General features: G+C 72.9%; 23 protein-coding genes. 20 read left to right on the top strand and 3 right to left on the bottom strand.

The annotated features are described in order from the left end of the window. Positions 1-4 precede the first annotated feature (4 nt). Both dinB and EJF31_RS18430 read left to right on the top strand, forming a co-directional pair. Positions 5-1,201, top strand: a complete 1,197-nt coding sequence (dinB, locus tag EJF31_RS18435; protein WP_125038635.1) for a DNA polymerase IV — start codon at positions 5-7, stop codon at positions 1,199-1,201. Positions 1,202-1,392: 191 nt separating this feature from the next. Beyond that, the gene (locus EJF31_RS18430) at positions 1,393-1,857 is read left to right on the top strand and encodes a DUF3040 domain-containing protein (RefSeq protein WP_125038634.1); all 465 of its coding nucleotides are present in this window, start codon (positions 1,393-1,395) and stop codon (positions 1,855-1,857) included. A 40-nt stretch (positions 1,858-1,897) separates the two neighbouring features. On the opposite strand, the gene EJF31_RS18425 is transcribed toward EJF31_RS18430, so the two are convergent. From EJF31_RS18425 to EJF31_RS18415, 3 genes are read right to left on the bottom strand one after another with little or no spacing between them, the layout of a single operon-like run. Continuing rightward, positions 1,898-4,288 carry a DUF3488 and transglutaminase-like domain-containing protein gene (locus tag EJF31_RS18425; RefSeq protein WP_125038633.1) on the bottom strand — a complete coding sequence of 797 codons (2,391 nt, stop codon included), beginning with the start codon at positions 4,286-4,288 and terminating at the stop codon, positions 1,898-1,900. Next, the gene (locus EJF31_RS18420) at positions 4,285-5,571 is read right to left on the bottom strand and encodes a DUF58 domain-containing protein (protein WP_125038632.1); all 1,287 of its coding nucleotides are present in this window, start codon (positions 5,569-5,571) and stop codon (positions 4,285-4,287) included. The genes EJF31_RS18425 and EJF31_RS18420 overlap by 4 nt, the downstream gene beginning before the upstream one ends. Further along, the gene (locus EJF31_RS18415) at positions 5,564-6,589 is read right to left on the bottom strand and encodes a MoxR family ATPase (RefSeq protein ID WP_125038631.1); all 1,026 of its coding nucleotides are present in this window, start codon (positions 6,587-6,589) and stop codon (positions 5,564-5,566) included. The genes EJF31_RS18420 and EJF31_RS18415 overlap by 8 nt, the downstream gene beginning before the upstream one ends. Before the next feature lie 416 nt (positions 6,590-7,005). Here EJF31_RS18415 and mraZ point away from each other — a divergent pair, with 416 nt between their 5' ends. The 18 genes from mraZ (at position 7,006) to EJF31_RS18330 (ending at position 24,952) form a co-directional block, all read left to right on the top strand. Beyond that, on the top strand, positions 7,006-7,437 hold the full coding sequence (mraZ, locus tag EJF31_RS18410; protein WP_125038630.1) for a division/cell wall cluster transcriptional repressor MraZ: 432 nt from the start codon (positions 7,006-7,008) through the stop codon (positions 7,435-7,437). A gap of 212 nt (positions 7,438-7,649) precedes the next feature. Further along, a complete protein-coding gene (locus tag EJF31_RS21975; protein ID WP_185736344.1) occupies positions 7,650-7,787 on the top strand; it encodes a hypothetical protein in 138 nt (45 codons plus the stop codon). Positions 7,788-7,796: 9 nt separating this feature from the next. Next, positions 7,797-8,786: a 16S rRNA (cytosine(1402)-N(4))-methyltransferase RsmH gene (gene rsmH / locus EJF31_RS18405; protein WP_125038629.1), complete on the top strand. Its 990-nt coding sequence runs from the start codon at positions 7,797-7,799 to the stop codon at positions 8,784-8,786. Next, the gene (locus EJF31_RS18400; RefSeq protein WP_125038628.1) at positions 8,786-9,376 is read left to right on the top strand and encodes a hypothetical protein; all 591 of its coding nucleotides are present in this window, start codon (positions 8,786-8,788) and stop codon (positions 9,374-9,376) included. The genes rsmH and EJF31_RS18400 overlap by 1 nt, the downstream gene beginning before the upstream one ends. Positions 9,377-9,390: 14 nt before the next feature. After that, positions 9,391-11,166, top strand: a complete 1,776-nt coding sequence (locus tag EJF31_RS18395; RefSeq protein ID WP_260430955.1) for a penicillin-binding protein 2 — start codon at positions 9,391-9,393, stop codon at positions 11,164-11,166. Between the two features lie 154 nt (positions 11,167-11,320). Next, entirely contained in the window at positions 11,321-12,760 is a 1,440-nt protein-coding gene (locus EJF31_RS18390; RefSeq protein ID WP_373994735.1) for a UDP-N-acetylmuramoyl-L-alanyl-D-glutamate--2,6-diaminopimelate ligase, read from the top strand. Beyond that, on the top strand, positions 12,757-14,151 hold the full coding sequence (murF, locus tag EJF31_RS18385; protein ID WP_125038626.1) for a UDP-N-acetylmuramoyl-tripeptide--D-alanyl-D-alanine ligase: 1,395 nt from the start codon (positions 12,757-12,759) through the stop codon (positions 14,149-14,151). The genes EJF31_RS18390 and murF overlap by 4 nt, the downstream gene beginning before the upstream one ends. Continuing rightward, positions 14,148-15,233 (top strand): phospho-N-acetylmuramoyl-pentapeptide-transferase, encoded by a 1,086-nt coding sequence (gene mraY / locus EJF31_RS18380; protein ID WP_125038625.1) that lies wholly within the window; start codon positions 14,148-14,150, stop codon positions 15,231-15,233. Before murF ends, mraY begins: the two co-directional genes overlap by 4 nt. Next, positions 15,230-16,699 (top strand): UDP-N-acetylmuramoyl-L-alanine--D-glutamate ligase, encoded by a 1,470-nt coding sequence (murD, locus tag EJF31_RS18375; RefSeq protein ID WP_125038624.1) that lies wholly within the window; start codon positions 15,230-15,232, stop codon positions 16,697-16,699. Before mraY ends, murD begins: the two co-directional genes overlap by 4 nt. A 37-nt stretch (positions 16,700-16,736) precedes the next feature. After that, complete coding sequence (ftsW, locus tag EJF31_RS18370) at positions 16,737-17,987, top strand: putative lipid II flippase FtsW (protein WP_125038623.1); 1,251 nt, start codon at positions 16,737-16,739, stop codon at positions 17,985-17,987. A 21-nt stretch (positions 17,988-18,008) separates the two neighbouring features. Further along, positions 18,009-19,079: an undecaprenyldiphospho-muramoylpentapeptide beta-N-acetylglucosaminyltransferase gene (gene murG, locus EJF31_RS18365; RefSeq protein WP_125038622.1), complete on the top strand. Its 1,071-nt coding sequence runs from the start codon at positions 18,009-18,011 to the stop codon at positions 19,077-19,079. Then, the gene (gene murC, locus EJF31_RS18360) at positions 19,076-20,503 is read left to right on the top strand and encodes a UDP-N-acetylmuramate--L-alanine ligase (protein ID WP_125038621.1); all 1,428 of its coding nucleotides are present in this window, start codon (positions 19,076-19,078) and stop codon (positions 20,501-20,503) included. Before murG ends, murC begins: the two co-directional genes overlap by 4 nt. After that, a complete protein-coding gene (locus EJF31_RS18355) occupies positions 20,496-21,263 on the top strand; it encodes a cell division protein FtsQ/DivIB (RefSeq protein ID WP_260430954.1) in 768 nt (255 codons plus the stop codon). The genes murC and EJF31_RS18355 overlap by 8 nt, the downstream gene beginning before the upstream one ends. Before the next feature lie 213 nt (positions 21,264-21,476). Continuing rightward, positions 21,477-22,721, top strand: coding sequence for a cell division protein FtsZ (gene ftsZ / locus EJF31_RS18350; RefSeq protein WP_125038620.1), 1,245 nt, complete (start codon positions 21,477-21,479; stop codon positions 22,719-22,721). Between the two features lie 4 nt (positions 22,722-22,725). Next, on the top strand, positions 22,726-23,412 hold the full coding sequence (locus EJF31_RS18345; protein ID WP_125038619.1) for a polyphenol oxidase family protein: 687 nt from the start codon (positions 22,726-22,728) through the stop codon (positions 23,410-23,412). Next, positions 23,409-24,098: a YggS family pyridoxal phosphate-dependent enzyme gene (locus tag EJF31_RS18340; RefSeq protein ID WP_125038618.1), complete on the top strand. Its 690-nt coding sequence runs from the start codon at positions 23,409-23,411 to the stop codon at positions 24,096-24,098. The genes EJF31_RS18345 and EJF31_RS18340 overlap by 4 nt, the downstream gene beginning before the upstream one ends. 60 nt (positions 24,099-24,158) lie before the next feature. Then, positions 24,159-24,650, top strand: coding sequence for a cell division protein SepF (locus tag EJF31_RS18335; RefSeq protein WP_125038617.1), 492 nt, complete (start codon positions 24,159-24,161; stop codon positions 24,648-24,650). Positions 24,651-24,667: 17 nt separating this feature from the next. Next, positions 24,668-24,952: a YggT family protein gene (locus tag EJF31_RS18330; protein ID WP_260430982.1), complete on the top strand. Its 285-nt coding sequence runs from the start codon at positions 24,668-24,670 to the stop codon at positions 24,950-24,952. Positions 24,953-24,978 lie beyond the last annotated feature (26 nt).

The following is a 24,978-nucleotide window of genomic DNA, read 5'->3' as shown; positions in this document are numbered from 1 at the left end:
CACCATGGGTGATCGGTCCTCCGCCTGCTCGATCCTGCACGTCGACATGGACGCTTTTTATGCCTCCGTGGCGACCCGCGACCGCCCCGACCTGCAGCACGTCCCCGTGATCGTCGGCGGCGGACACCGCGGCGTGGTGCTCTCGGCCAACTACCTCGCCCGCCAGTACGGCGTCCGCTCGGCGATGCCCAACACCCGCGCCCGGAGGCTGTGCCCGCAGGCGGTGGTCGTGCCGCCCGACTACGACCTGTTCGGCCAGGTGTCGTCCTCGGTGATGGAGAACTTCCGCCGGGTCACCCCACTGGTCGAGGTGCTCTCGATGGACGAGGCGTTCCTCGATGTCCGCGGCTCGGTCCGGCGACTCGGCACGCCCCTGCAGATCGCCGAGCAGCTGCGCGCCACCATCCACGACGAGCAGGGCGTGACCTGCTCGGTCGGGGTGGCGTCCTCGGTCTCGGTCGCCAAGCTGGCCAGCCGCCGGGCCAAGCCCGACGGCGTGGTGGTCGTGCCGCCCGAGGAGGTCACCTCCTTCCTGCACCCCCTCGACGTGGGCGAGCTCTATGGCGTGGGGGAGAAGACCCAGGCGATGCTGCACCGGCTGGGGTTGATCACCGTCGGCGACGTCGCCCACACCCCCCTGCGCACCCTCCAGCGCGCGGTCGGCGAGGGCCTGGGTGCCCACCTCCACGAGCTGGCCTGGGGCACCGACCGGCGTGCGATCGTCGCGCGCAACGTCTCGGCCTTCGGCGGGGGCGACCCCGACAAGTCGATGGGCGCCCAGGAGACCTTCGGCCGCGACACCGACGACCGCGAGGTGATCCTGCGCGAGCTGCTCCGGCTCACCGCCAAGGTCACCAGCCGGATGCGGGTCGCCGGCGTCGCCGGCCGCACGGTCGCGATCACGGTCCGGTTCGCCGACTTCACCACCATCACCCGCTCCAGGACCCTGCCCGAGGCGACCGACGTGACCCAGGAGATCTACCGCACCGCCACCGGCCTGTACGACGCCCTCGGCCTCCAGCGCGCCCGGCTGCGACTGGTCGGGGTGCGGGTCGAGGGCCTGGTCCCGCGCGGGACGGTCCACCGCCAGCTGGTGCTGGGCGAGCGCGAGCGGGGCTGGTCCGACGCCGACCGGGCGGTCGACCGGGCGACCCTGCGCTTCGGTTCCGCGGCCGTCCGGCCGGCCAGCCTGCTGTCCTGACGGTGCCGGACCCCTGCCGCGGCACGGCTTCGACACCGCCCCGACACGGCCGGAGACGACTCGTGCATCACTTCGGTGGTGAAATTCCACAACCCGCCTACCGAGATGCCCGGCCCCTGCCTAGACTTGAGTGCACGGTAGCCACTTCGACACCTGTCGACGGCTGTCCCGCATCTACCCAGGGAGGACCGGTGCCGCTCTCCGAAGAGGAGCTCCGACTGCTCGAGCAGATGGAGCGCGCTCTCGTCGAAGAGGACCCCAAGCTCGCCTCCACCCTGCGCGGCACCTCGCTCCGGCGGTCCGCCCGTCGGCGCGCGATCGTGGCGGGGGTCGTGTTCGCGATCGGCGTCGCGGTCCTGATGGCCGGTGCGGTGCTCTCCGGCGACAACCCCAAGTTCTGGGCTCTCGGCATCGCCGGCTTCGTGATCATGCTGGGTTCCGCCACCGTCGCGGTCACCTCGCTCCGCAGCCAGCAGGCCGTCCAGCACGGCCACCCCGACCCGCGCGCGGCCGGTCACGCGACCCACGGGTTCACCGTCATCGACGGCGGCCGCTCCGGCCGTGGCCGTCGCAACCGCCGCCCCTCCCACGCTCCCTTCATGGAGCGCATGGAGCAGCGCTGGCGTCGTCGCCGCGACGAGAACAACGGCTTCTAGGCCCGACCTCTCAGCAGACGTCAGCAGACGTCAGACGACGTCAGCCCACGTGGTCGACGACCCCGCCGTATCTCGTCTCCTCCGGCCGCGGTGCCACGCCGACCGCGCGACGCGCGTCCTTGGTGAGCACCGACCGCGGCCACCACTCGGCCCGGCGCCGGGCGCCCCGCGACGCGCCGCCCTCGAGCGCGGCGACGCAGGTCTCGGCCTCGGTCCGCAGCGCGGCTGACCCGGCGCCGTCGCCCCCGCGGGCGTAGCGCAGCAGCTCCAGGGCGCGCACGATCCGGTCCAGGCACTGCACCGCTCCCGGCGCGACCGCGGGACCGTGCGCGGGCCGCTCGTCGCCGCCGGACCCGACCGGGGCGCCGAGGAACTCCACCAGCACGTCCCGCGTCTCGCGCGGGGACCGGGCCTCGGGCCAGGGCACGCCGAGGTCCAGGGCGGTCGCCCGCAACTCGGCCCAGGCGTCCTCCGGGCCGCCGGCCAGCCGGAGCTGGCGGCGCCGACGGCGCAGGAAGCGGGGCAGCACCAGCAGCGCGGCGACCAGCGCCAGTGCGGCCAGGCCGCCGGCCACGGGAGCCCACGGGAACGGGGCGACCGTGTCACCCCGGGCGGACGCCTTGTCGGCCGACGGGCTCGCCGACGCCTGGCTGCTGGAGCCGCGGCTCGGCAGGCCGTTCTCCGGGACCGCCGTCGAGCCGATGGTCGGGTCCAGGACCGGCACGTCCTGGGTGGTGTACGACGGCACGGTCCGCGCGCGCTCGGACGGGGTCGGCTCGAAGCGCACCCAGCCGGAGCCCGGGAAGAACAGCTCGGGCCAGGCGTGCAGGTCGTAGGAGGAGTACTCGTAGGTCTGCGGGCTGACCTGGCGCGGCAGCAGGAAGCCGACAGCCACCCGCGCGGGGATGCCGAGCTCGCGGGCCATCACGGCCATGGCCGAGGCGAACTGCTCGCAGTAGCCGGTCCGGCCGCCGTCGCCGGTGCTGAGGAAGGAGACCAGCTCGTCGGTGCCGTTGCCGACCGCGGAGTGCAGGTCGTAGGTGAAGCCGCCGGTCTCGCGGAACCAGCGCTGCAGCGCGACGGCCTTCTCGAAGCGGCTCGGGGCCTCGCGGGTGACCTCCTGTGCCAGCTGGCGCACCAGCACCGGGATGCCGGTGGGGAGCTGGACGAAGTCCTTGCTGACCTGGCCGGCCGACGACGGGGCGAGCGCCAGCGCCGAGGCCTCGACGTTCAGCTTCACCGCGGTCATCGTGTAGTGCATGCCGGCCGTGGTCAGGTCCTTGTCGCCGGCGATGAAGTCCATCGTCGAGGTGTCGTAGCGCCAGTCGCCGTCGGCCTGGATGTTGCTGATGGGGAACTGCGTCGGCAGCCAGGTCGAGTCGAACGCGTCCTCGATCGTGACGTCGTAGTTGTAGGTCGTGCGGGCGACCGCCGACGAGACCCCCTGCAGCGGCGGCATGTCGCCGTCGGGCAGGTTGTTGGTCGGGACGGTGCGGTCGCCGGACGTCCACTCGTTGTCGTTGAAGCGGTCGAGCACCGAGATCCGCAGGTACGACGGGTTCGGGTCGTCGGTCGTGACGCGCACGACCGGGAAGTCGGCGCCGCGCACCAGGTCGCGGCGCAGGTCGGTCATGGGGTTCTCGATGCTGATCTCGTCGTTCCCGCCGGGGCCCTGCCCGAGGTTGAACAGGTGCACGCCGAAGGTCGGGACCAGGAACGGCACGAAGACCGCCAGGGCGGTGGCCACCCCACCGATGGTCGTCGCGCTGGTCTTGATCGCGCCGGTGCGCACGCCGAAGCCGGTGGGGTCCGCGGTGGCGGGGTCCTCGCCGAGCGGCCGGCCCCAGCGGGCCACCGCCTCGTTCTCCTGGAGGAACAGCAGGCCGAGGAAGCCGGCGGCGGTCGCGGCGAAGACCCACCAGGTCACGCCGCCTCCGAGCAGGCTCACCGGGATGCTGTAGACCATCAGCAGCGGCAGGCCGGCCAGGGGCACCCGGCGGAGCGTGCAGGCGAGCGCGTCGACCAGCAGCACGCAGAGGAGGCCGCCGGCGATCAGCAGCGGATGGACGCCCGGCGCGTGCGCCGGCACCGGGGCGGCGTACGTCTGGGAGGAGTCGACGGCGGCCCGGAACGCGTCGAGGAGGCGGGAGTAGGCCGGACCGACGGGCACCGGCGAGCCGCACAGCATCGCGGAGGCGACCATCCCGCCGACGAGCGCCTGGAGGCCCAGGACGGCCGGCCAGGGCGCCCGCCACCACCGGGCCAGGGCGCCGATGCCGGCCACCAGCGCGGCGAGCACGAAGAGCGGGCCGAGGAAGCGGCCGGGCATCTGCGTGAAGCCGCGCCACGACCACATCGCCACCCACGTGGTGAGGGCGGCGGCCCCGGCCAGCGAGAGCTGGGAGCCCAGGCCCCCGCGCATCCTGCTCATCGGGCCGCCTGGGGTGCGGGCGGGGCGCCGAGCCCGCCGACCATCGAGGAGGTGGGGCCGCTGCGGCCGAGGTCCTGCCAGACGGAGTCGAGCCGGTCGCGGGGACGCAGGGGCGTGACCCGCCAGCCCTGCTGGGCCAGCGCACCGGAGGCGTCGCCCGGCGCGGCGTTGGGCGAGACCCAGGCGTCGACGTCGAGGGCGATGGCCATCGCGGAGCCGGCGTGCAGCTGCATCCGCCTGATCACGGGTACGTCGATCGCCTCGACGGCACCGAACACCGCGACGGTCAGGCCCCCGTGGGTGCCCTCGGCGAGCCAGGCCGTGTCGAGCTGCGGCTGGTGGACGGCCTGGACGACGGCGAGCGCCTCGAGCAGCGGGCCGGTGTTGAGGTCCGCGTCGCGGAAGTGCCAGGCGGAGCTGGGGTCCTCGCCCGTCGCGGTGACGAGCCGGACGGTGAAGCCGCGGTGCGAGAGGTGGACCGCGATCGACGCGGCGGCGGAGACGGCAGCCTCGAGGGAGGAGGCGATGCCCTGGCCCCGGTGCGAGCGCAGCCGGTTGTCGAGGAAGAGCGTGGCCCGCGACTGCCAGGGCTGCTCCTCGCGGCGCACCATCAGCTCGCCGACCCGGGCCGAGCTGCGCCAGTGCACGCGACGCAGGTCGTCGCCGCGGCGGTACTCGCGCACGGTGACGTCCTCGGCCGAGCCGGTGGCGAAGGCCCGCGGCCGGTTGTCACCGGAGCCGGTCCAGGCGCCGCCGAGGGGGATGTTGGGCAGCGGCACGGTGCGTGGGGTGACGGTCAGCGGCACGGTGGTGCGGAAGGCGCGGCCGAGCTCGATCAGCCCGAAGGGGTCGCTGACGCGCACCGACATCGGGCCGATCTCGAAGCGGCCCCGGACGTCGGAGCGCACCTGGTAGGTGACGTGCCGGCGCCAGCCGTGGCCGATGCCCTCGAGCACGAAGCGCGGGCGGGTGCCCAGCACGTAGGGGACGTGGTCCTCGAGCAGCAGCACGCCGCTGGGCGTGCGGCCCTCGTTGGTGAGGGCGAGGTTGACCCGCGCCGGCTGGCCGGCGGCGACCAGCTGGGGGGTGACGGTGCGGACCAGCGCGAGCTTGTAGCGGCTGCGCGACAGCACGAGGGCCGTGACCAGCGGCAGGGCCAGCACCAGCACACCGACCCGGGTCAGCGCGGGCTGGCCCAGGACGATCGCGCACACGATCGCCGTGATCCCGGCGGCGATGAACGCCCGTCCGCGGACGGTCAGCCCGGCAAGCGCCTCACGCACGGGTCCCCTCGGGCACCGGGACGCCCGCGACGATGCCGTCGAGGATCTGCGAGGTCGAGCGGCCGCTCATGGCGGCCTCGACGCTCGGCAGCAGCCGGTGCGCGAGGACGGGGCGGGCGAGGGTGTGCACGTCGTCGGGCAGGACGTAGTCGCGCCCGTGCATGGCCGCCATCGCCTTGGCGGCCCGCACCAGGTGGAGCGTCGCGCGCGGCGACGCGCCCAGGGTGAGCTCCTCGGACCGGCGGGTGGCCGAGGTCAGGTGCACGACGTAGCGCTGCACGGCCTCGGAGACGTAGACCTGGCCGACGATCTGGGAGAGCTTGCGAACCTCGGCGGCGTCGGTGACCGGCTCGAGGTCGTCGAGCGGGTTGCTGCCGGTGTGGGAGTTGAGCATCGCGATCTCGGCCGCCTCGACGGGGTAGCCGACCGAGACGCGCGCCATGAAGCGGTCGCGCTGGGCCTCGGGGAGGGCATAGGTGCCCTCCATCTCGATGGGGTTCTGGGTCGCGATCACCATGAAGGGCGTGTCGAGCTGGTAGGTCGCGTTGTCGACGGTGACCTGCCGCTCCTCCATGCACTCCAGCAGCGCCGACTGGGTCTTGGGCGAGGCGCGGTTGATCTCGTCGCCGACCACGATGTTGGCGAAGACGCCGCCCGGGCGGAACTCGAACTCCCGGCTGTTCTGGTTGAAGATCGAGACACCGGTGACGTCGGAGGGCAGCAGGTCCGGCGTGAACTGGATCCGCCGCACCGAGCAGTCGATGCTGCGCGCCAGCGCCTTGCTCAGCATCGTCTTGCCGACGCCGGGCACGTCCTCGATCAGCAGGTGCCCCTCGGCGAGCAGTACGACCAGTGTCGAGGAGACCACGTCCGGCTTGCCCTCGATGACCCGCTCGATGTTGGCCCGCACCCTGCCGACGACGCGTGCCAGCGTCTCGAGGTCCGCGCCGCCAGTGCTCCCAGAATCCACGCCCGATCCTTCCCCTGCCACCCGAGAACTGCCTCCACCCCTACGCATCCAACGGTAGGGCGTGCGCGAAACATACGCGCCCCCTGGCCGTACTGCATCTGACTCCCGCCATCACGGTTTGGTTGCGGATGCTGCCCGATTTCTGAGCGCGCGTTCCGGACGGCCATCCGATTCCCCACTTTTCGCTCCACTTCCCCCCACCACCGGCGCCCCGTTCTCCCCACCGGCGCTCCACTTCTCCTCCCCGGCCGCGGTACGGCGGCCGCCGTACGGCCCCTGACCTGCGCAAACACGTGAGGCAGGCGGTCGGCCAGGGCCCGCGCCGTCCGGGGGAGAGAGCCACGAGAAACACCGGAAACACGCTCACGACATGGGCGAATGTGGTTGACGGTGGAGGGAAGTGGAGTAAAGTGGTGCGCAGTGGAGGATCAGCCCGTTTCAGGGTGGGGGAGTGGAGGTGCTCGATGTTCTTCATGGGCACCTACACCCCCAAGCTCGACGAGAAGGGGCGGCTGTTCCTCCCGGCGAAGTTCAGGGACCAGCTTGCGGAGGGGCTCGTGGTGACCAGGGGGCAGGAGTTCTGCCTCACGGTCTGGCCGATGGCCGATTTCATGGAGCTCACCCGCAAGGCCCAGGAAGCGCCGGTGACGGTGAAGGGGGCGCGGGACTACACCCGCTTCCTGTTCGCCGGAGCCTCGGAGGAGAAGCCGGACAAGCAGGGCCGCATCACGATCACGCCGATGCTCCGCGAGTACGCCTCGCTCGAGCGGGACGTGGTGGTGATCGGGGTGATGAACCGGGTCGAGATCTGGGACCCGGCCAGGTGGCAGCAGTACAGCGCGGAGCAGGAGACGAAGTTCTCCGAGCTCAGCGAAGAGGTCTTCCCGGGGGTCTGAACACCTCCCGACACACATCGACCAGCAGCACCGAGGACAACAGCACAGCGATCCGCAGGACGAGGTCTCGGGCCCGCTCCCCGACCGTCTTCTGGGACACCTTCCCCGGCCCCAGACGACGACTTCCCACGAGGGAGCGGGCAGGGACCTGGTCCGGCGGATCACCACATTTCACGCAGTTTCGCGCAGCAGCAGACAACGGGGTCGAACTCATGAGCATCACGCCAGTGGCACCGGTACGCCGGGTGCGTCACCAGGCCCGGGAGGCGGCCGCGGTGATGGCCTTCTCGGCGGCGACCTCGTTCGGCCTGGCCACGGCGTTCCTCGTCCTCACGAGCCTGGGCCGGTAGGGCGCGACCATGAGCAGCCCCCGCCACGTCCCGGTCCTCCTCGACCGGGTCGTCGCTCTTCTGGCGCCCGCACTCGGGCACGAGGGAGCGACGATGATCGACGCCACGCTCGGCCTCGGCGGCCACAGCGAGGCCGTCCTGACCCGGCTCCCCGGCTCCCGCGTGATCGGGGTCGACCGCGACCCGGCCGCCCTGGCCCTGGCCGGCGAGCGCCTCGCGCCCTTCGGTGACCGGTTCACCCCCGTGCACGCGGTCTACGACGAGATCCCGGACGTCCTGGCCGGCCTCGGCCGCCGCAGCGTCGACGCCGTGCTCTTCGACCTCGGCGTCTCCTCCATGCAGCTCGACCTCCGCGAGCGCGGCTTCGCCTACGCCGAGGACGCGCCGCTGGACATGCGCATGGACAGCACCGTCGGCCAGACCGCCGCGGACGTCCTCAACACCTACGCCGTCGGCGACCTGACCCGCATCCTGCGCGACTACGGCGAGGAGAAGTTCGCGGCCAAGATCGCCCGCGCGATCGTCCGCGAGCGCGAGACCGAGCCGTGGAGCCGGTCGGGCCGCCTCGTCGAGCTGCTGTACGCCGAGATCCCGGCGCCGGCGCGACGCACCGGGGGACACCCGGCCAAGCGCACCTTCCAGGCCCTCCGCATGGAAGTCAACGACGAGCTGGCCGTGCTCCGCCGCGCGATGCCGGCCGCGATCGACGCGATCGCCGTCGGTGGCCGGGTCGTCGTGGAGTCCTACCACTCGCTCGAGGACCGCCTGGTCAAGCAGGCCTTCGCCGCCGCCACCAAGAGCGTCGTACCGCTCGACCTGCCGTTCGTGCCCGAGGGGAGCGAGCCGGCCCTGCGCCTGGTCACCCGCGGCAGCGAGAAGGCCGACGCCGGCGAGATCGAGGAGAACCCCCGCGCGGCCAGCGTCCGGCTGCGCGCCATCGAACGTGTCCGACCCGACGGCCCCACCAGTGGCCCGACCCGCAGAAGAGGAGAAGCGTGATGAGCAGTCCCGCCGTTCAGTTCCGCCAGCGCATGCCGCGCATCGCCGAGGCGGCGGTCGAGCGCGCCCGGCTCACGGTGGTGCCGCGACGACGCGTCCGCGCCCCGCGCATGCCCTTCGTCGCCCTGGTCAGCCTCGTGCTGCTCGGCGGCGTCATCGGCCTGCTCCTCTTCAACACCTCCATGCAGCAGGCGGCGTTCGCCACGACCGCGCTGGAGAACCAGGCCAGCACCCTGTCGGCCCGCCAGCTCACGCTGAAGATGGAGCTCGACGAGCTCCGCTCCCCGCAGCGCGTGGCCGACCAGGCCCGCCGGATGGGCATGGTCTACCCGCACAACCCGCTCTTCCTCGACCTGCGCAGCGGCAAGGTCAGTGGCGCCCCGTTCGTCTCCACCCCGGCCGACGGCCAGCCGATCTGGCCCGCCGTCCCGCCGAAGCCGCCGGTGCTCACGCCGACCCCGACGTACGTCGACCCTCCGGCTGACAGCACCACCGGCGCGTCGGACAACGCCGGCGCCTCCTCCAGCCACCAGAATGGCCACAACAGTCACAAGGGCAACAAGAACCCCTCCAAGCACACCCACCACTGAGACCGGAGTCGTCCGTGCGCCAGTCCCGCCGCCCCCAGCCGCGCCGCCCCCGGGGCAGCCGGCGTGGAGCGCCGCAGCTCCGGCTGCGGTTCGGCTTCATCGTCATCGCGATGGTGCTCTCGGTGTTCGGCGCCCGCCTGGTGCAGCTGCAGGGGATCGACCCCAACTCCTACGCCGCGATGGCGGCGGCCGAGGGCCTGGTCAACGTCGACCTGCCCGCGCAGCGCGGTGACATCCTGGACCGCAACGGCGAGCCGCTGGCCGACTCCGTGGCCGGCTACATGCTGGTGGCCGACCCCTACATGACGACCGACCAGGCGCCCGAGATGGCGAAGTTCCTCACCAACCGCCTGCACGTCGACTACTTCTCCACCCTCAAGAAGCTGCGCGCCGAGGGCAGCCGGTTCGAGTACATCGCCCGCCGGGTCCCCGCGACCCTGGCCACCGACGTGCTCACCGCCGCCCGCCACGAGGGCTTCGAGGGCCTCGACATCCGGCGCGACCCGGTCCGGGACTACCCGGCCGGCGACGTGGCCGCCAACATCATCGGCTTCCTCGGCACCGACGAGCCGCTGGCCGGCCTGGAGCGCACGTTCAACGCCCAGCTCGCCGGTAAGGACGGCTCGGCCCGCTACGAGGTCGGCGGCGGCAACCGGATCCCGCTCGGGGAGAGCACCATCACCGCGCCCGTCGAGGGCCAGGACCTGCACACCACCATCGACCGCGACCTGCAGTGGTACACCCAGCGCGTCCTGCGCCAGACCGTCGAGGACGCCCGCGGCGACTCCGGCATGGCCGTCGTGATGGACACCCTCACCGGTGAGCTGCTCTCGGTCGCCGACTACCCGACGTTCGACGCCAACAGCCCGCAGGAGTCGCCCAAGGCAGACCTGGGCTCGCGGTCCACCAGCGACGTCTACGAGCCCGGCTCGGTCGAGAAGGTGCTGACCCTCAGCTCGCTCATCGACGCCGGCAAGGTCACCGACAAGACCCGCCTGAAGGTGCCCGGGGAGCTCGACCGCGAGGACCGCGCGATCCACGACTGGTTCCCCCACGACCTGATCCGGCTGACCCTGGCGGGCGTGATCGCCAAGTCCTCCAACATCGGCACCGTCCTCGCCGCCGACAAGTTCAGGACCGGGCAGCTCTACGACTACCTGCGCTCCTTCGGCCTCGGTGAGCGCACCGACGTCGGGATGCGCGGCGAGTCGCCGGGCATCCTGCCCGCCAAGGCGCTGTGGACCCACCAGACCCAGGACCGCATCGCGTTCGGCCAGTCGCTGTCGGTCAACGCCGTGCAGATGGCCGCCGCGGTCAACACCATCGCCAACGGCGGCGTCCGCGTCTCGCCCAGCCTCGTCCGGGGCTCGGCCACCACCGACGACGGCCAGGTCGTCGGCACCGACCACACCAGGACGCACCGCGTGGTCAGCGAGCGGGCCGCCCACCAGATGATGCTGATGATGGAGCGCGTCCTCGACCCCGAGGACGGCGTCGCTCCCGGCGCGGCCGTCCCGGGCTACCGCGTCGCGGGCAAGACCGGCACGGCGCAGGCCGTCGGCGAGGCCTGTGGCTGCTACGACGGCACCTTCAACGTGTCGTTCGCCGGCTTCGCGCCGGCCGACAAGCCCCGCTTCACCGTCTACGTCGTGGTCAAGAACCCGCGCAACGGCGGTGGTGGCGGCTCGGTCGCCGGCCCGGCGTTCGCGAAGATCATGAGCTACGCGCTGCGCCGCTACGCGGTGCCGCCGACCGAGACCACGCCGAGCCACCTCCCGGTCGAGTGGTGATCCTCACGGGCCCCGCCAGCCGGTGGCCCGGGGCCCCCTTCCGGGGCGATAGCCTCGCCGCGTGGTGAGCGAGGAGACCCCGACCCGGCCGCGACGCCCGTTGAGCACCCCGCTCGGCGACCTCGTCGCCTGGCTCGAGACCCACGACGCGGACGTGTCGACGCGCGGGGACCTCGACGGCGTGGTGGTCACCGGCATCTCCCTGAGCTCCCAGCGCATCCGGCCCGGTGACGTGTACGCCGCCCTCCCGGGCGCCCGCGTCCACGGCATCGAGTTCGCCGCCGCGGCCGCCGAGGCCGGTGCCGTCGCGATCCTCACCGACCAGGACGGGGCGGCCAGCGACCCGGTCACCGACCTGCCGCTCGTCGTCGTCGGCTCGCCCCGCGCGCTGCTCGGCCGTTTCTCGGCCCGCGTCTACGGCGACCCCGCGACCTCGCTCCGGATGATCGGCGTGACCGGCACCCAGGGCAAGACCACCACCACGCGACTGCTCGAGAGCGGCCTGGAGCAGGCCGGCGTGCCCGCCGCCGTGATCGGCACGGTCGGCACCCGCGTCGGCGGCGCGGACGTCAAGACGCCACTGACCACGCCCGAGGCCCCTGACCTGCACGGCCTCTTCGCGATGATGCGCGAGCGCCACGTCGCCGCCTGTGCCATGGAGGTCTCCAGCCACGCGCTGGTCATGGGCCGCGTGGACGGGGTCGTCTTCGACGTCGCCGTCTTCACCAACTTCGGCCGTGACCACCTCGACTTCCACACCGACGTCGAGGACTACTTCCGCGCCAAGGCGTCCCTCTTCACCCCGCAGCGCGCCCGGCTCGGTCTGGTCAACGTCGACGACGAGCACGGTCGGCGCCTGGTCGAGGAGGCCACCATCCCGGTGCGGACCTTCTCGCTGACCGGCCGCGAGGCGCACTGGCAGGCGGTCGACGTCTACCTCAGCGCCACGGGCTCCCGCTTCACCGTGCTCGGCCCCGACGGGATCGCGGTCGACGCGGCCGTCGGGCTGCCCGGCGACTTCAACGTCGCCAACGGGCTGGCCGCGATCGCGGCGGCGGCGGAGGCCGGCTTCGACACCCGCCGGGTCGCCGAGGGCATCGCCACCGGCGGCGGCGTCCCCGGTCGGCTCGAGCGGATCGACGAGGGCCAGGACTACGTCGTGGTCGTCGACTACGCCCACAAGCCCGACGCGGTCGAGGCCGCCGTCCGCACGCTCCGGCCGCTCACCGACGGGCAGGTCATCGTCGTGATCGGCGCCGGCGGCGACCGCGATCCCGGCAAGCGGCCGATCATGGGCGAGATCGCGGCACGCCTGGCCGACGTGCTGGTCGTGACCGACGACAACCCGCGCACCGAGGACCCCGCCGCGATCCGCGCCGCCGTCCTGGCCGGCACCACCGCCGGGCCGGCGGAGGTCGTCGAGATCGGCGATCGACGCACTGCCGTGCGGGAGGCGGTCCGGCGCGCCCGCCCCGGCGACATCGTGCTCGTCGCCGGCAAGGGCCACGAAACGGGCCAGGAGGTCCAGGGCGTCGTGCACCCCTTCGATGACCGCGAGGTGGTCCGCGAGGCCATCCGGGAGGCCACCCGATGATTCCCATGACCCTCGCCGAGATCGCCGCCGTCGTCGACGGCAGCGTCTCCGGTGACCCCGACCTGCTCGTGCACGCCCCGGCGTACGTCGACAGCCGCAACCCCATCCAGGGCGGGCTGTTCGTGGCCGTGGTGGGGGAGCACGTCGACGGCCACGACTACGTCGAGGGCGCCCACGCCGTCCTCGGAAGCCGCTCCACCGGCGCCCCGTCCGTGCTCGTCGGCGACCCCGTCGCCGCACTGGGTCGCCTGGCCCGCCACGTGCTGGGCCGGATCGACACGACCGTCGTCGCGCTGACCGGGTCGCAGGGCAAGACGGGCACCAAGGACTACCTCGCGCAGGTGCTGGCCGCGGCCGGCCCGACCGTCGCGACCACGGGCAACAACAACAACGAGATCGGCGTCCCTCTCACCGTGCTGCGCGCCGACGCCGGCACCGCCCACCTCGTGGTCGAGATGGGTGCGCGCGGGGTCGGCCACATCGCCTACCTCTGCGGGATCGCACCGCCCCACGTCGCCGCCGTGCTCAACGTCGGCACCGCCCACATCGGCGAGTTCGGCAGCCGTGAGGCGATCGCGCAGGCCAAGGGCGAGATCGTCGAGGCGCTGCCCGACGGCGGGATCGCGGTGCTGGCGGCCGACGACGAGCTGGTCTCCGCCATGTCCGCGCGCACGCACGCGCGCGTGCTGACCTTCGGCACCACCGGCGACGTGGCCTGGCGCCACCTCGAGCTCGACGAGCTCGGGCGCCCGTCGTTCGAGCTCGGGCACGGCGGGGAGTGGCACCCGGTCCGTCTCGGCCAGGTCGGCGCCCACCAGGCTGCCAACGCCGCCGCCGCTGCGGCCATGGCGATCGCCGTCGGGCTGCCCCTCGCCGACGTCGCCCGCGCGCTGACCGACGCCACCGACTTCTCGCGCTGGCGGATGGAGGTCCACGAGCGCGCGGACGGCCTGGTCGTGGTCAACGACGCCTACAACGCCAACCCGGCCTCGATGGTGGCCGCCCTCGACGCCCTGGCCGCGATCGGCAGCCGCCGCGACGGCCGCACGGTGGCCGTCCTGGGGGAGATGAAGGAGCTCGGGGACGACGCGACCGAGGCCCACCTCGAGGTGGGGCGGCACGCCGCGGACGTCGGTGCCGACGTCGTCGTGGCCGTCGGCGACCCGGCCGACGGCATCGCGGCGGGCGCCGAGGCGACCCCCGGCTGGGGTGGCACGGCGGTCCGGGCGGCGGGGCGTGACGAGGCGCTCGCGTGGGTGCGCGAGAATGTCGCGGTCACCGACGTCGTCCTCGTGAAGGCGTCGCGCGGCGCCGCCCTCGAGGTCATCGCGGACGGACTGCTCGCCGACGTAAGCACTGACGACATCGACGGAGAGGGAAGCGCTCGATGAAGGCGATCCTGCTGGGCGGCGGCCTGGCGCTCCTCATCTCGCTGCTCGGCACCCGGGTGGCGATCCACTACTTCACCCAGTGGGGCTACGGGCAGGAGATCCGCGACGACGGACCCACCAGCCACCACACCAAGCGCGGCACGCCCACGATGGGCGGCGTGGTCATCATCTCGGCCACGGTCATCGCCTACTTCGCCGCCGAGCTGATCACGTGGACGGTCCCGTCGGCCTCGTCCCTGCTGCTGCTCTTCCTCTTCGTGGGGATGGGCCTGGTCGGCTTCGTCGACGACTTCATCAAGATCTCCAAGCAGCGCAGCCTGGGCCTGCGCAGCAAGGCGAAGATGATCGGCCAGACGATCGTCGGCGTCGTCTTCGGCATCCTGGCGATCAGTCCGGCCCTCAAGGACGACCGCGGCAAGATGCCGGCCTCCTTGCATGTCTCCTTCATCCGCGACTTCGACAGCTGGGCGCTGCCGGCGGTGCTCGTGGTCCTGCTGATCTGGCTGATGGTCACCGGCACGTCCAACGCCGTGAACCTCGCCGACGGCCTCGACGGGCTCGCGACGGGCGCCAGCGTGATGGTCTTCGGCGCCTACACGCTGGTCAACATCTGGCAGAACAACCAGAACTGCCGGATCTCCCCGGGCGCCAACTGCTACGACGTGCGCGACCCGCTCGACCTCGCGGTCGTGGCAGCGGCGATCACGGGCGCCTGCTTCGGCTTCCTGTGGTGGAACGCCTCGCCGGCCGCGATCTTCATGGGCGACACCGGCTCGCTCGCCCTCGGTGGCGCGCTGGCCGGCTTCGCGATCCTGACGCGCACCGAGCTGCTGCTCATCATCCTGGGCGGGCTCTTCGTGATGGAGACGGTCTCCGTGATGCTCCAGGTCACCTGCTTCAAGGTCACCAAGCGGCTGACCGGCACCGGCTACCGGCTGTTCCGGATCGCCCCCATCCACCACCACTTCGAGAACCTCGGCTGGGAGCAGGTCACGGTCACGATCCGGTTCTGGATCATCACCGGCATCTGCGTTGCCGCCGGTCTCGGTGTCTTCTACGCCGAGTGGGTCGCCGGGATATGACCGACCCGCTCCACCTCGGCCGCCACGACTCGTGGGACGGCGTCCGCGCCGTCGTCGCGGGCTTCGGCGTCTCCGGCTTCGCCGCCACCGACAACCTGCTCCACCTCGGTGCGAAGGTCTCCGCCCTCGACGAGCAGCCCGCCGACGCCTCCACCGAGCGCGCCGAGAAGGCCGAGCTCCTCGAGGTGCTCGGCGCGGACATCCGGCTCGGCGCCGGCGCCACCGCGACGCTGCCCGACGACGTCGACCTGCTCGTGACCTCGCCGGGCTGGCGTCCGGACGCGCCGCTGCTCGCGCAGGCCCGCGCCCGCGGCATCCCCGTCTGGGGCGAGGTGGAGCTCGCCTGGCGGCTCCGCGACCCGAACCACGACACCCCCTGGCTGTGCGTCACCGGCACCAACGGCAAGACCACGACCGTCCAGATGCTCGACTCGATCCTGCGTGCGGCCGGGCTGCGTAGCGTCGCCGTCGGCAACGTCGGGCTCCCGATCGTCGAGGCGGTCATGGACCCCGAGCCCTACGACGTCTTCGCCGTCGAGCTCTCCAGCTTCCAGCTGCACTACACCGACTCGATGGCCGCGCAGGCCGCCGCGGTCCTCAACGTCGCCGAGGACCACCTCGACTGGTACGCCGGCCCCAGTGCCATGCACGACTACGCCGCCGACAAGGGCCGCATCTACGAGCGCGTCGAGCGGGCCTGCATCTACAACGTGGCCGACCCGGAGACCGAGCGGCTGGTCCGCGAGGCCGACGTGCAGGACGGTGCCCGCGCGATCGGGTTCACCCTCGGCATGCCGTTGGTCGGGATGCTCGGCGTGGTCGAGGACATCCTCGCCGACCGCGCCTTCATCGAGCAGCGCGACTCCAGCGCCGCAGAGCTCTGCACCCTCTCCGACCTGGCCTCCCAGGCGCCGCACAACGTCGCCAACGCGCTGGCCGCCGCGGCGCTCGCGCGGGCCCACGGGGTCAGCCAGGCCGCCGTACGCGACGGCCTGCGCGCCTTCCGCCCCGACGGCCACCGGATCGCGGTCGTGGGGGAGCGCGACGGCATCACCTGGGTCGACGACTCCAAGGCCACCAACCCGCACGCCGCCCAGTCCTCGCTGCAGGCCTACGAGTCGGTCGTGTGGGTCGCGGGGGGCCTCGCCAAGGGGGCGCGCTTCGAGGACCTCGTCCTCGCCGTGCGCGACCGGCTGCGGGGCGTCGTGCTCCTCGGCCGCGACCGCGAGGTCATTGCCGAGGCGTTGGCGCGACACGCGCCGGATGTCCCCGTGACGACCGTCGAGGGGGGCGAGACTAGGGGCGAACATGGCTCCATGGAGCGCGTCGTGGAGGCGGCGGCCGCGTTGGCCCGACCCGGCGACACGGTCCTCCTGGCTCCGGGATGCGCCTCCATGGACATGTTCACCAACTACGCCGAGCGGGGCGACGCCTTCGCCGCCGCCGTGCACCGCAGGATCGACTGACCGGGACGGCCGGAGCACGACAGGGAGGGGAGCCGCGATGACCACCGCCAACCCCGAGGACACCCGCCGCCGGACCTCCGGCCCGCTCTCCTGGTACGTCGCCCTCCGCGACGCCCTCGACCGGCCGCTCACGTCCTACTACCTGCTGCTCGGTGCGTCCGGGCTGCTGCTCGTGATCGGCCTGATCATGGTGCTGTCCGCCTCGAGCGTCTACAGCTACGAGCAGAACGGCGGCAACAGCTACGCCGTCGTCGAGCGCCAGCTGATGTGGGTGAGCATCGGGCTCCCGGCCGCCTGGGTCGCCAGCCGGCTTCCGCACCGCCTGATCCGGGGACTGACCTGGCCCGGCTACGTCATCTCGCTCGCGCTGCTGCTGCTGACCGCCTTCGTCGGCGTGACCATCAACGGCAACCAGAACTGGCTGCCCCTCGGCCCGATCGTGATCCAGCCGTCCGAGATCGCCAAGATGGCGCTGATCCTCTGGGCCGCCCACGTCTACGCCCACAAGGACCGCCGACTGGGCAGCCTCCACCAGGTGATGATGCCGGTCGTGCCGGGCATGCTCCTGGCGACCGGGCTGGTCGTCTTCGGCCACGACCTCGGCACCGCGCTGGTCCTCTTCGCGATCCTGCTCGGCATGCTCTGGGTGGTCGGCGCCCCGGGCCGCTTCTTCGTGCTGGCGATCTCGATCGTCGGCGTCGTGGCGGTCTTCCTCGCCGCCGCCAGCCCCGAGCGGCTGGCCCGCATCACCAACTTCGCCGACCCGTTCAAGGACTTCCACGACACCGGCTGGCAGCCCGCCCACGGCCTCTATGCGCTCTCGACGGGCGGCTGGTTCGGCCAGGGCATCGGGGCCAGCCAGCAGAAGTGGGGCGACCTGCCGGAGGCGCACACCGACTTCATCTTCGCCGTCCTCGGCGAGGAGCTCGGCCTGGTCGGCACGCTCCTCGTCATCGGCCTGTTCCTCACCATCGCCTACGCCGCCCTCCGCGTCGCCCGGGAGACCGCCGACCCGTTCGTCCGCTACGCCACCTTCGGCATCGTCGTGTGGCTGCTCGGCCAGATGATCATCAACGTCGGCATGGTGCTCGCGCTCCTGCCCGTCATCGGCATCCCGCTGCCGCTCGTGTCCTACGGCGGCTCGTCCCTCGTGCCCACCCTCGTCGCCCTCGGCCTGCTGGTCGGGTTCGCCCGCCGCGAGCCCGACGCCGCCCGGGCCCTGGCCCAACGCCGCCGGGACCGCTCCGCGGGGCTGTCGGCCGGCAAGGTGTCGGGCCGGTCGCTCTGACCCCCCTCTAGGCTGACGTCGATGCGCGTTCTCCTTGCCGGCGGCGGTACCGCCGGCCACACCTCGCCCCTGCTCGCCACCGCCGACGCCCTGCGCCGGCTCGACCCCGACGTCGAGATCACCTGCCTCGGCACGCCCCGCGGCCTCGAGACGCGCGTGGTGCCCGAGGCCGGCTACCCCCTCGAGCTGGTCCCGCCCGTCCCGATGCCGCGCCGGCCCGGCGTCGAGCTCCTCAAGGTCCCGGCGCGGCTGCGCGGCGCGGTCAAGGAGACGCTCGCGATCGTCGACCGGATCCGGCCCGACGTGATCGTCGGCTACGGCGGCTACGTCTCGGTGCCGGCCTACCTCGCGGCCCGCCGCCGCAAGCTGCCGCTGGTCGTCCACGAGCAGAACGCCCTGCCCGGCATGGCCAACAAGCTCGGCGCCCGCCTCGCCACCCGCGTCGCGGTCAGCTTCCCCGACACCCCGCTGCCGAAGGCCGAGTACGTCGGACTGCCGATCCGCACCATGATCTCCGGGCTCGACCGGGCGGCCGTCCGCGCCGAGGCGCGCGCGTTCTTCGGGCTCGACCCGGACCGGCCGACGCTGATGGTGACCGGCGGCTCGCAGGGGTCCCGCAAGCTCAACCAGTCGGTCTCCGCGGCGGCCCGGGCGCTGGCGGACGCCGGCGTCCAGGTCCTCCACGTGCAGGGCAAGCACGGCGGTGCCGAGCCCGAGCCGACCGACGTGCCCTACGTCGTCCTCGACTACGTCGACCGCATGGACCTCGCCTACGCCGCCGCCGACCTGGTCGTGTGCCGCTCCGGCGCCAACACCGCCACCGAGGCCGCCGCCACCGGGCTGCCCGCGATCTTCGTGCCGCTGCCGATCGGCAACGGCGAGCAGGAGCACAACGCCCGGCCCATCGTCGAGGCCGGAGGTGCCCTGCTCGTCGCCGACTCCGCGGTCACCCCCGAGTGGGTCATCGCGACCGTGCCCGCGCTGGCCGCCGACACCGAGCGGCTCGCCGCCATGGGCGCCGCGGCCGCCGCGCTGATCCCGCGCGACGCCGACGACAAGCTGGCGCGGATCATCGTGGAGGCCGCGCGATGAAGGTCCCGGTCCCGGACGAGATCCTCCCCGCCGACCGGCTCGGCCGCGTGCACTTCGTCGGCATCGGGGGAGCCGGCCTGTCCGGCATCGCCCGGATCATGCTGGCGCGCGGCATCGCGGTCAGCGGCAGCGACGGTGTCGACAGTCCCACCCTCGACGCGCTCCGCGACCTCGGCGCCCGGGTCGACGTCGGCCACGCCGCCGGCCAGGTCCACGACGTCGACACCCTCGTCGTCTCGACCGCGGTCCGCGAGGACAACCCGGAGTACCAGGAGGCCGTCCGCCAGGGCCTGCGCGTCCTGCCCCGCTCGGCCGCCCTCGCCTCCGTGATGGCCGACCGGCGGGTGCTGGCCGTGGCCGGCACCCACGGCAAGACCACGACGACCTCGCTGCTCACGGTCGCCCTGCAGGCCGCGGGCGCCGACCCGACGTACGCCGTCGGTGGCGACCTCGCCCAGACCGGCCGCAACGCCGCCGAGGGCAGCTCCGACCTGTTCGTCGCCGAGGCCGACGAGAGCGACGGTGCATTCCTCGTCTACCGCCCCCACGCCGCCATCGTCACCAACGTCGAGGCCGACCACCTCGACAACTGGGGGACCGAGGAGGCCTACCGGGCCGCGTTCGGCGAGTTCGTCGACCGCATCGACCCGGCTGGGTTCCTCGTCTGCGTCGTCGACGACGAGGGCGCCGCCGACCTGGCCGCGCTCGCGCGCTCGCGCGGGCTCACCGTCGTCGCCGTCGGGGAGTCGGCGGCCGCCGACGTCCGGGCGAGCGACCTCCGCTTCGAGGGCACCACCTCCTCCTTCACCGTCCACGACGGCGACGTCGAGCTCGGCCGGATCACCCTGCAGATCCCGGGCCGCCACTACGTCCTCGACGCGCTGGCCGCCCTCACCGTCGGCCTGCGCCTGGGCCACGACTTCGACGGCCTGCGCGCCGGCCTCGAGGGCTTCACCGGCACCCGCCGCCGGATGGAGCGCAAGGGCGAGGCCGCGGGCGTCCGTGTCTACGACAGCTACGCCCACCACCCGGTCGAGATCGCCGGCGACCTCCAGGCCGGCCGCGCGGTCGCGGGGGAGGGTCGCCTGGTCGTGGCCTTCCAGCCCCACCTGGTCTCCCGCACCCGCATCTTCGGCGCCGCGATGGGCGAGGCGCTCGGCGCGGCCGACGAGGTCGTGGTCCTCGACGTCTACCTCGCCCGCGAGGACTTCGACCCCGCGGTCACCGGCGCGCTGGTGGCCGGGCACGTGCCGCTCCCGGCCGAGCGGGTCGCGTTCGTCGCCGACTTCGACGACGTCCCGGCCGAGCTCGCCGCCCGCGCCCGCGCCGGCGACCTCGTGCTCACCCTCGGGGCGGGCAGCATCACCCAGATCGGCCCCCGGGTCCTCGAGATCCTCGAACGCCGGGGAGCCACGGGTGCGTAGCCCCACCACGGACCAGCCGCCGGTCGACCGGACCACGATCCGCAGCCGCAAGCGCTTCGCGCGCCGGCAGTGGGCGCGCCGCTGGCTGACCTGGAAGCCGGTCCTGGCGCTGGTGCTCGTCCTGCTGGTCGTCGTCGGCGGGCTGTGGGCGGTGTTCTTCTCCTCGCTGCTGGCCGTCCAGGGCGTCGACGTCACCGGCGCGACGACCGTCCGCGCCGGGCAGGTCCGCGACGCGGCCGCCGTCCCCACGGGGGAGCCGCTCGCGCGGGTCGACCTGGACGCCGTACGCCGTCGGGTGGAGGCGCTCGCCGTCGTGAAGTCCGCCGACGTCACCCGCGAGTGGCCCGACCAGGTGAAGATCACCGTCGAGGAGCGGGTCCCGGTCGCCGTCGTGGAGATCGGCGGCCGGATCCGGGGCATGGACGAGGACGGCGTCGTCTTCCGCGACTACGCCACCGCGCCACCCGGACTGCCGCACGTGCGCACCAGTGCCGACACCCGCAGCGACGCGCTGCAGGAGGCCGCGCGCGTGATCTCGGCGCTGCCCTCGGACATCGCCGGCATCGTCGACCACGTCGAGGTCGAGACGGTCGACCAGATCAAGCTGGTGCTCCGCGACGGCCGCGAGGTCGTGTGGGGGAGCGCGGACGAGTCGGCCCAGAAGGCGGAGGTCCTCAGCGCCCTGCTGCAGCACCCTGCGCGGACCTACGACGTCTCTGTCCCGGGCCAGCCGACCACCGCGGGCACGCCCGCTCCCTGAGGCCGGACGGGCCCCAGCCCTGCCACGGCAGGGAAAAGTGGCAAGAAGCCGCGACACGCGGCGTGTCTGCGTCGATCCGCGCGGCCGGCTGCCTACTCTCGTGACCACGGCGAGGTTGACATAACTATAACCCTCAGCCTGAGGGTAAGAGTTCAACTCCAGCACAGACATTCCGTCCGGGTCCCGGACACGATCAGCGAGAGGCGAAAGCCCGTGGCAGCAGCACAGAACTACCTGGCCATCATCAAGGTCGTGGGCATCGGTGGTGGTGGTGTCAACGCCGTCAACCGGATGATCGAGGTCGGGCTCAAGGGCGTCGAGTTCATCGCGATCAACACCGACGCGCAGGCCCTCCTCATGTCCGACGCGGACGTCAAGCTCGACATCGGCCGCGAGCTCACCCGCGGTCTCGGTGCCGGCGCCAACCCCGAGGTCGGGGCCCGGGCCGCCGAGGACCACGCCGACGAGATCGAAGAGGTCATCAAGGGCGCCGACATGGTCTTCGTGACCGCCGGCGAGGGTGGCGGCACCGGCACCGGCGGCGCGCCCGTCGTGGCCCGCATCGCCCGCTCGCTCGGGGCCCTGACCATCGGCGTCGTGACCCGCCCCTTCGCCTTCGAGGGTCGCCGCCGCGCCAACTCCGCCGAGGAGGGGATCTCCCAGCTGCGCGACGAGGTCGACACCCTCATCGTGATCCCCAACGACCGGCTCCTGTCGATCAGCGACCGCAGCGTCTCGGTCCTCGACGCCTTCAAGCAGGCCGACCAGGTGCTGCTGCAGGGTGTCTCGGGCATCACCGACCTGATCACCACCCCCGGCCTGATCAACCTCGACTTCGCCGACGTGAAGTCCGTGATGGCCAACGCCGGCTCGGCCCTCATGGGCATCGGCTCGGCCCGCGGCGAGGACCGCGCGGTCGCCGCCGCCGAGATGGCCGTGTCCAGCCCGCTGCTCGAGGCCTCGATCGACGGCGCCTACGGCGTGCTGCTCTCGATCGCCGGTGGCTCCGACCTCGGCCTGTTCGAGATCAACGAGGCTGCCGCGCTGGTCGCCCAGGCCGCGCACCCCGAGGCCAACATCATCTTCGGCGCCACCATCGACGACGCCCTCGGCGACGAGGTCCGCGTGACCGTCATCGCCGCCGGCTTCGACGGCGGGCAGCCCAAGAAGCGCGACGAGGGCACGGTCCTGCGCCGCGAGCCCAAGCCGCAGCAGACCCAGGAGGAGACCCGGGCCGCCGCCCAGCAGCTGGCCACGCGTCGCCCCGACGACCGCGTCCCCGCCGGCGCCGTCTCCCGCCCGGCCCCGTCGACGGCGTCCGCGCCGGCCGCCCCGGCTGCCCCCACGTTCCACCCGTCCACGCCGCGCACCGAGCCGGCCGCCCAGCCGCCGCGTCAGCAGCCCCGCCAGGTCCAGTTCGACGACGACGACCTGGACGTGCCCGACTTCCTGAAGTAGGCACGTGTTCTCCTACCGCGACTCCTGTGAGGGCGACGTCCACGTGGACGTCGCCTTCACGGACTCCACCGTCGACCTGCAGGAGCTCCGGCCCGGCCTCGCCACCGAGCTGCCCCGGGTCGAGGAGGCCTGCGGCGTCCGGTTCGCCCGGCTCCACCAGGTGCACGGCGCCGACGTGGTGCCGGTGGACCAGCCCGGACCTCCGCCGCTCGACGACGTCCCGACCGGCGACGCGCTGGTCACGGCCACGCGCGGCGTCGGGCTGATGATCCGGGTCGCCGACTGCGTCCCGGTGCTGCTCGCCGATCCGGGTGCAGGCGTCATCGGCGCCGTGCACGCCGGCCGGCAGGGCGTCGCCCTCGACGTCGTGGGCCACGCGGTCGACCGGATGCGCGACGCCGGCGCCACCAGCATCGTGGGCTGGATCGGCCCGCACGTCTGCGGCGGCTGCTACGAGGTCCCCGACGCGCTCCGCACCGAGGTCGCCGCGCTCGTCCCCTCGACCTGGGCGCAGACCACCTGGGGCACCCCGTCGCTCGACCTCGGCGCAGGCGTCCGGTCCCAGCTCGTCGCGGCCGGCGTCCGCGTCACCGACGTGGGCCGCTGCACGCGCGAGGACGCCGGGCTGCACTCCTACCGGCGCGACGGCGCCGAGGCGGGCCGGTTCGCCGGCCTCGTGTGGATGTCATGAGCCGCCGCGACGAGATCGCCGCCGGCCTCGCCTCCGTCCGCGAGCGGATCGCCCGGGCGGCCGCCGACGCCGGGCGCGACCCGTCCGCGGTCCAGCTCGTCGTCGTGACGAAGTTCTTCCCGGCGAGCGACGTACGCCTCCTGGCGGAGCTGGGGGTCACCGACGTGGGGGAGAACCGCCACCAGGAGGCCCAGGAGAAGGCCGCCGAGTGCGCCGACCTCGGGCTGCGCTGGCACTTCATCGGCGGGCTCCAGAGCAACAAGGCCGCCGCGGTCGCCGACTGGGCCCACGTGGTGGAGTCGGTCGACCGGGTCAAGCTCGTCGGGCCGCTCGCGCGCGGCGCGTCCCGCCCGCTCCAGGTGCTCCTGCAGGTCAGCCTGGACCCGCCGGACGCCGACGGGCGCTCGGGGTGCGACGCCGACCTGCTGCCCGCGCTCGCGGCGCGGGTCGAGGAGGAGGAGACGCTCGAGCTGCGCGGGCTGATGGCCGTGGCGCCGCTCGGCGAGGACCCCGACCGGGCCTTCGCCCGGCTGTCCGCCATCCGTGCCGGGTTCCTCGCCGACCATCCCCGTGCGGACTGGCTCTCCGCGGGGATGAGCAGCGACCTCGAGCACGCCGTCCGGCACGGTGCGACACACGTGCGTGTCGGCAGCGCGATCCTCGGTTCGAGGCCGCGTGTCAAGTAGGGTCAACACACCAGATCAGCACCCTCACCAGGGGTGCGTCACCACCGGAGGATCACACTCATGAGCGGCTCGATGCGCAAGATCGGCGAGTACCTCGGACTGCTCGAGGACACCGGCCGGTACGACAACGAGTACGACGAGTACGAGACGCAGGACGTGCCCACCGTGGCGCCGGCGCGTGCCGCCAAGGCCCGCGAGCCCCGTCCCGCCCCCGTGTCCGACCTGTCCGAGCGTCGTCGCCCGACGCCCGCCCCCACGGGAGTGGTTGCCGAGTTGTCCCGCATCACGACGCTGCACCCGCGCACCTACAACGAGGCGCGCACGGTCGGCGAGAACTTCCGCGACGGCGTCCCGGTGATCATGAACCTCTCCGAGATGGACGACAACGACGCCAAGCGCCTGGTCGACTTCGCTGCGGGTCTGGTCTTTGCCACGCGTGGCACGATCGAGCGCGTGACCAACAAGGTCTTCCTGCTCTCCCCGCCCAATGTCACGGTTGCCGCCGAGGACAAGCAGCGGATCGCCGAGGGCGGCTTCTTCAACCAGAGCTAGGAATCCTCTTGCACGTCGTGGGGCAGGTCATCGAGGGCCTGCTGTGGTTCTTCATTGCCCTGCTCTGGGTCCGGTTCGTCGTGGACTGGGTCCAGGTCTTCGCCCGGTCCTGGTCGCCGACCGGTCCGCTGCTGGTGATCCTGGAGTTCGTCTACTCCCTCACCGACCCGCCGATCAAGGCGCTGCGCCGGGTCATCCCGCCGCTCCGGCTGGGCAGCGTGGCGCTCGACCTGAGCTTCCTGATCGTGATGATCAGCGCCTACGTGCTGCTCCGGATCAACCGGGAGATCTTCTTCACCTGAGCCCCGGCCGTGCGGCACGCGGGTGA

It is taken from the genome of Nocardioides sp. LS1 (assembly GCF_003865225.1).
Classification (GTDB): domain Bacteria; phylum Actinomycetota; class Actinomycetes; order Propionibacteriales; family Nocardioidaceae; genus Nocardioides; species Nocardioides ginsengisegetis.
The sequence above is the reverse complement of the archived record's forward strand: the minus strand, read 5'-3'. Positions and strand labels throughout refer to the sequence as shown.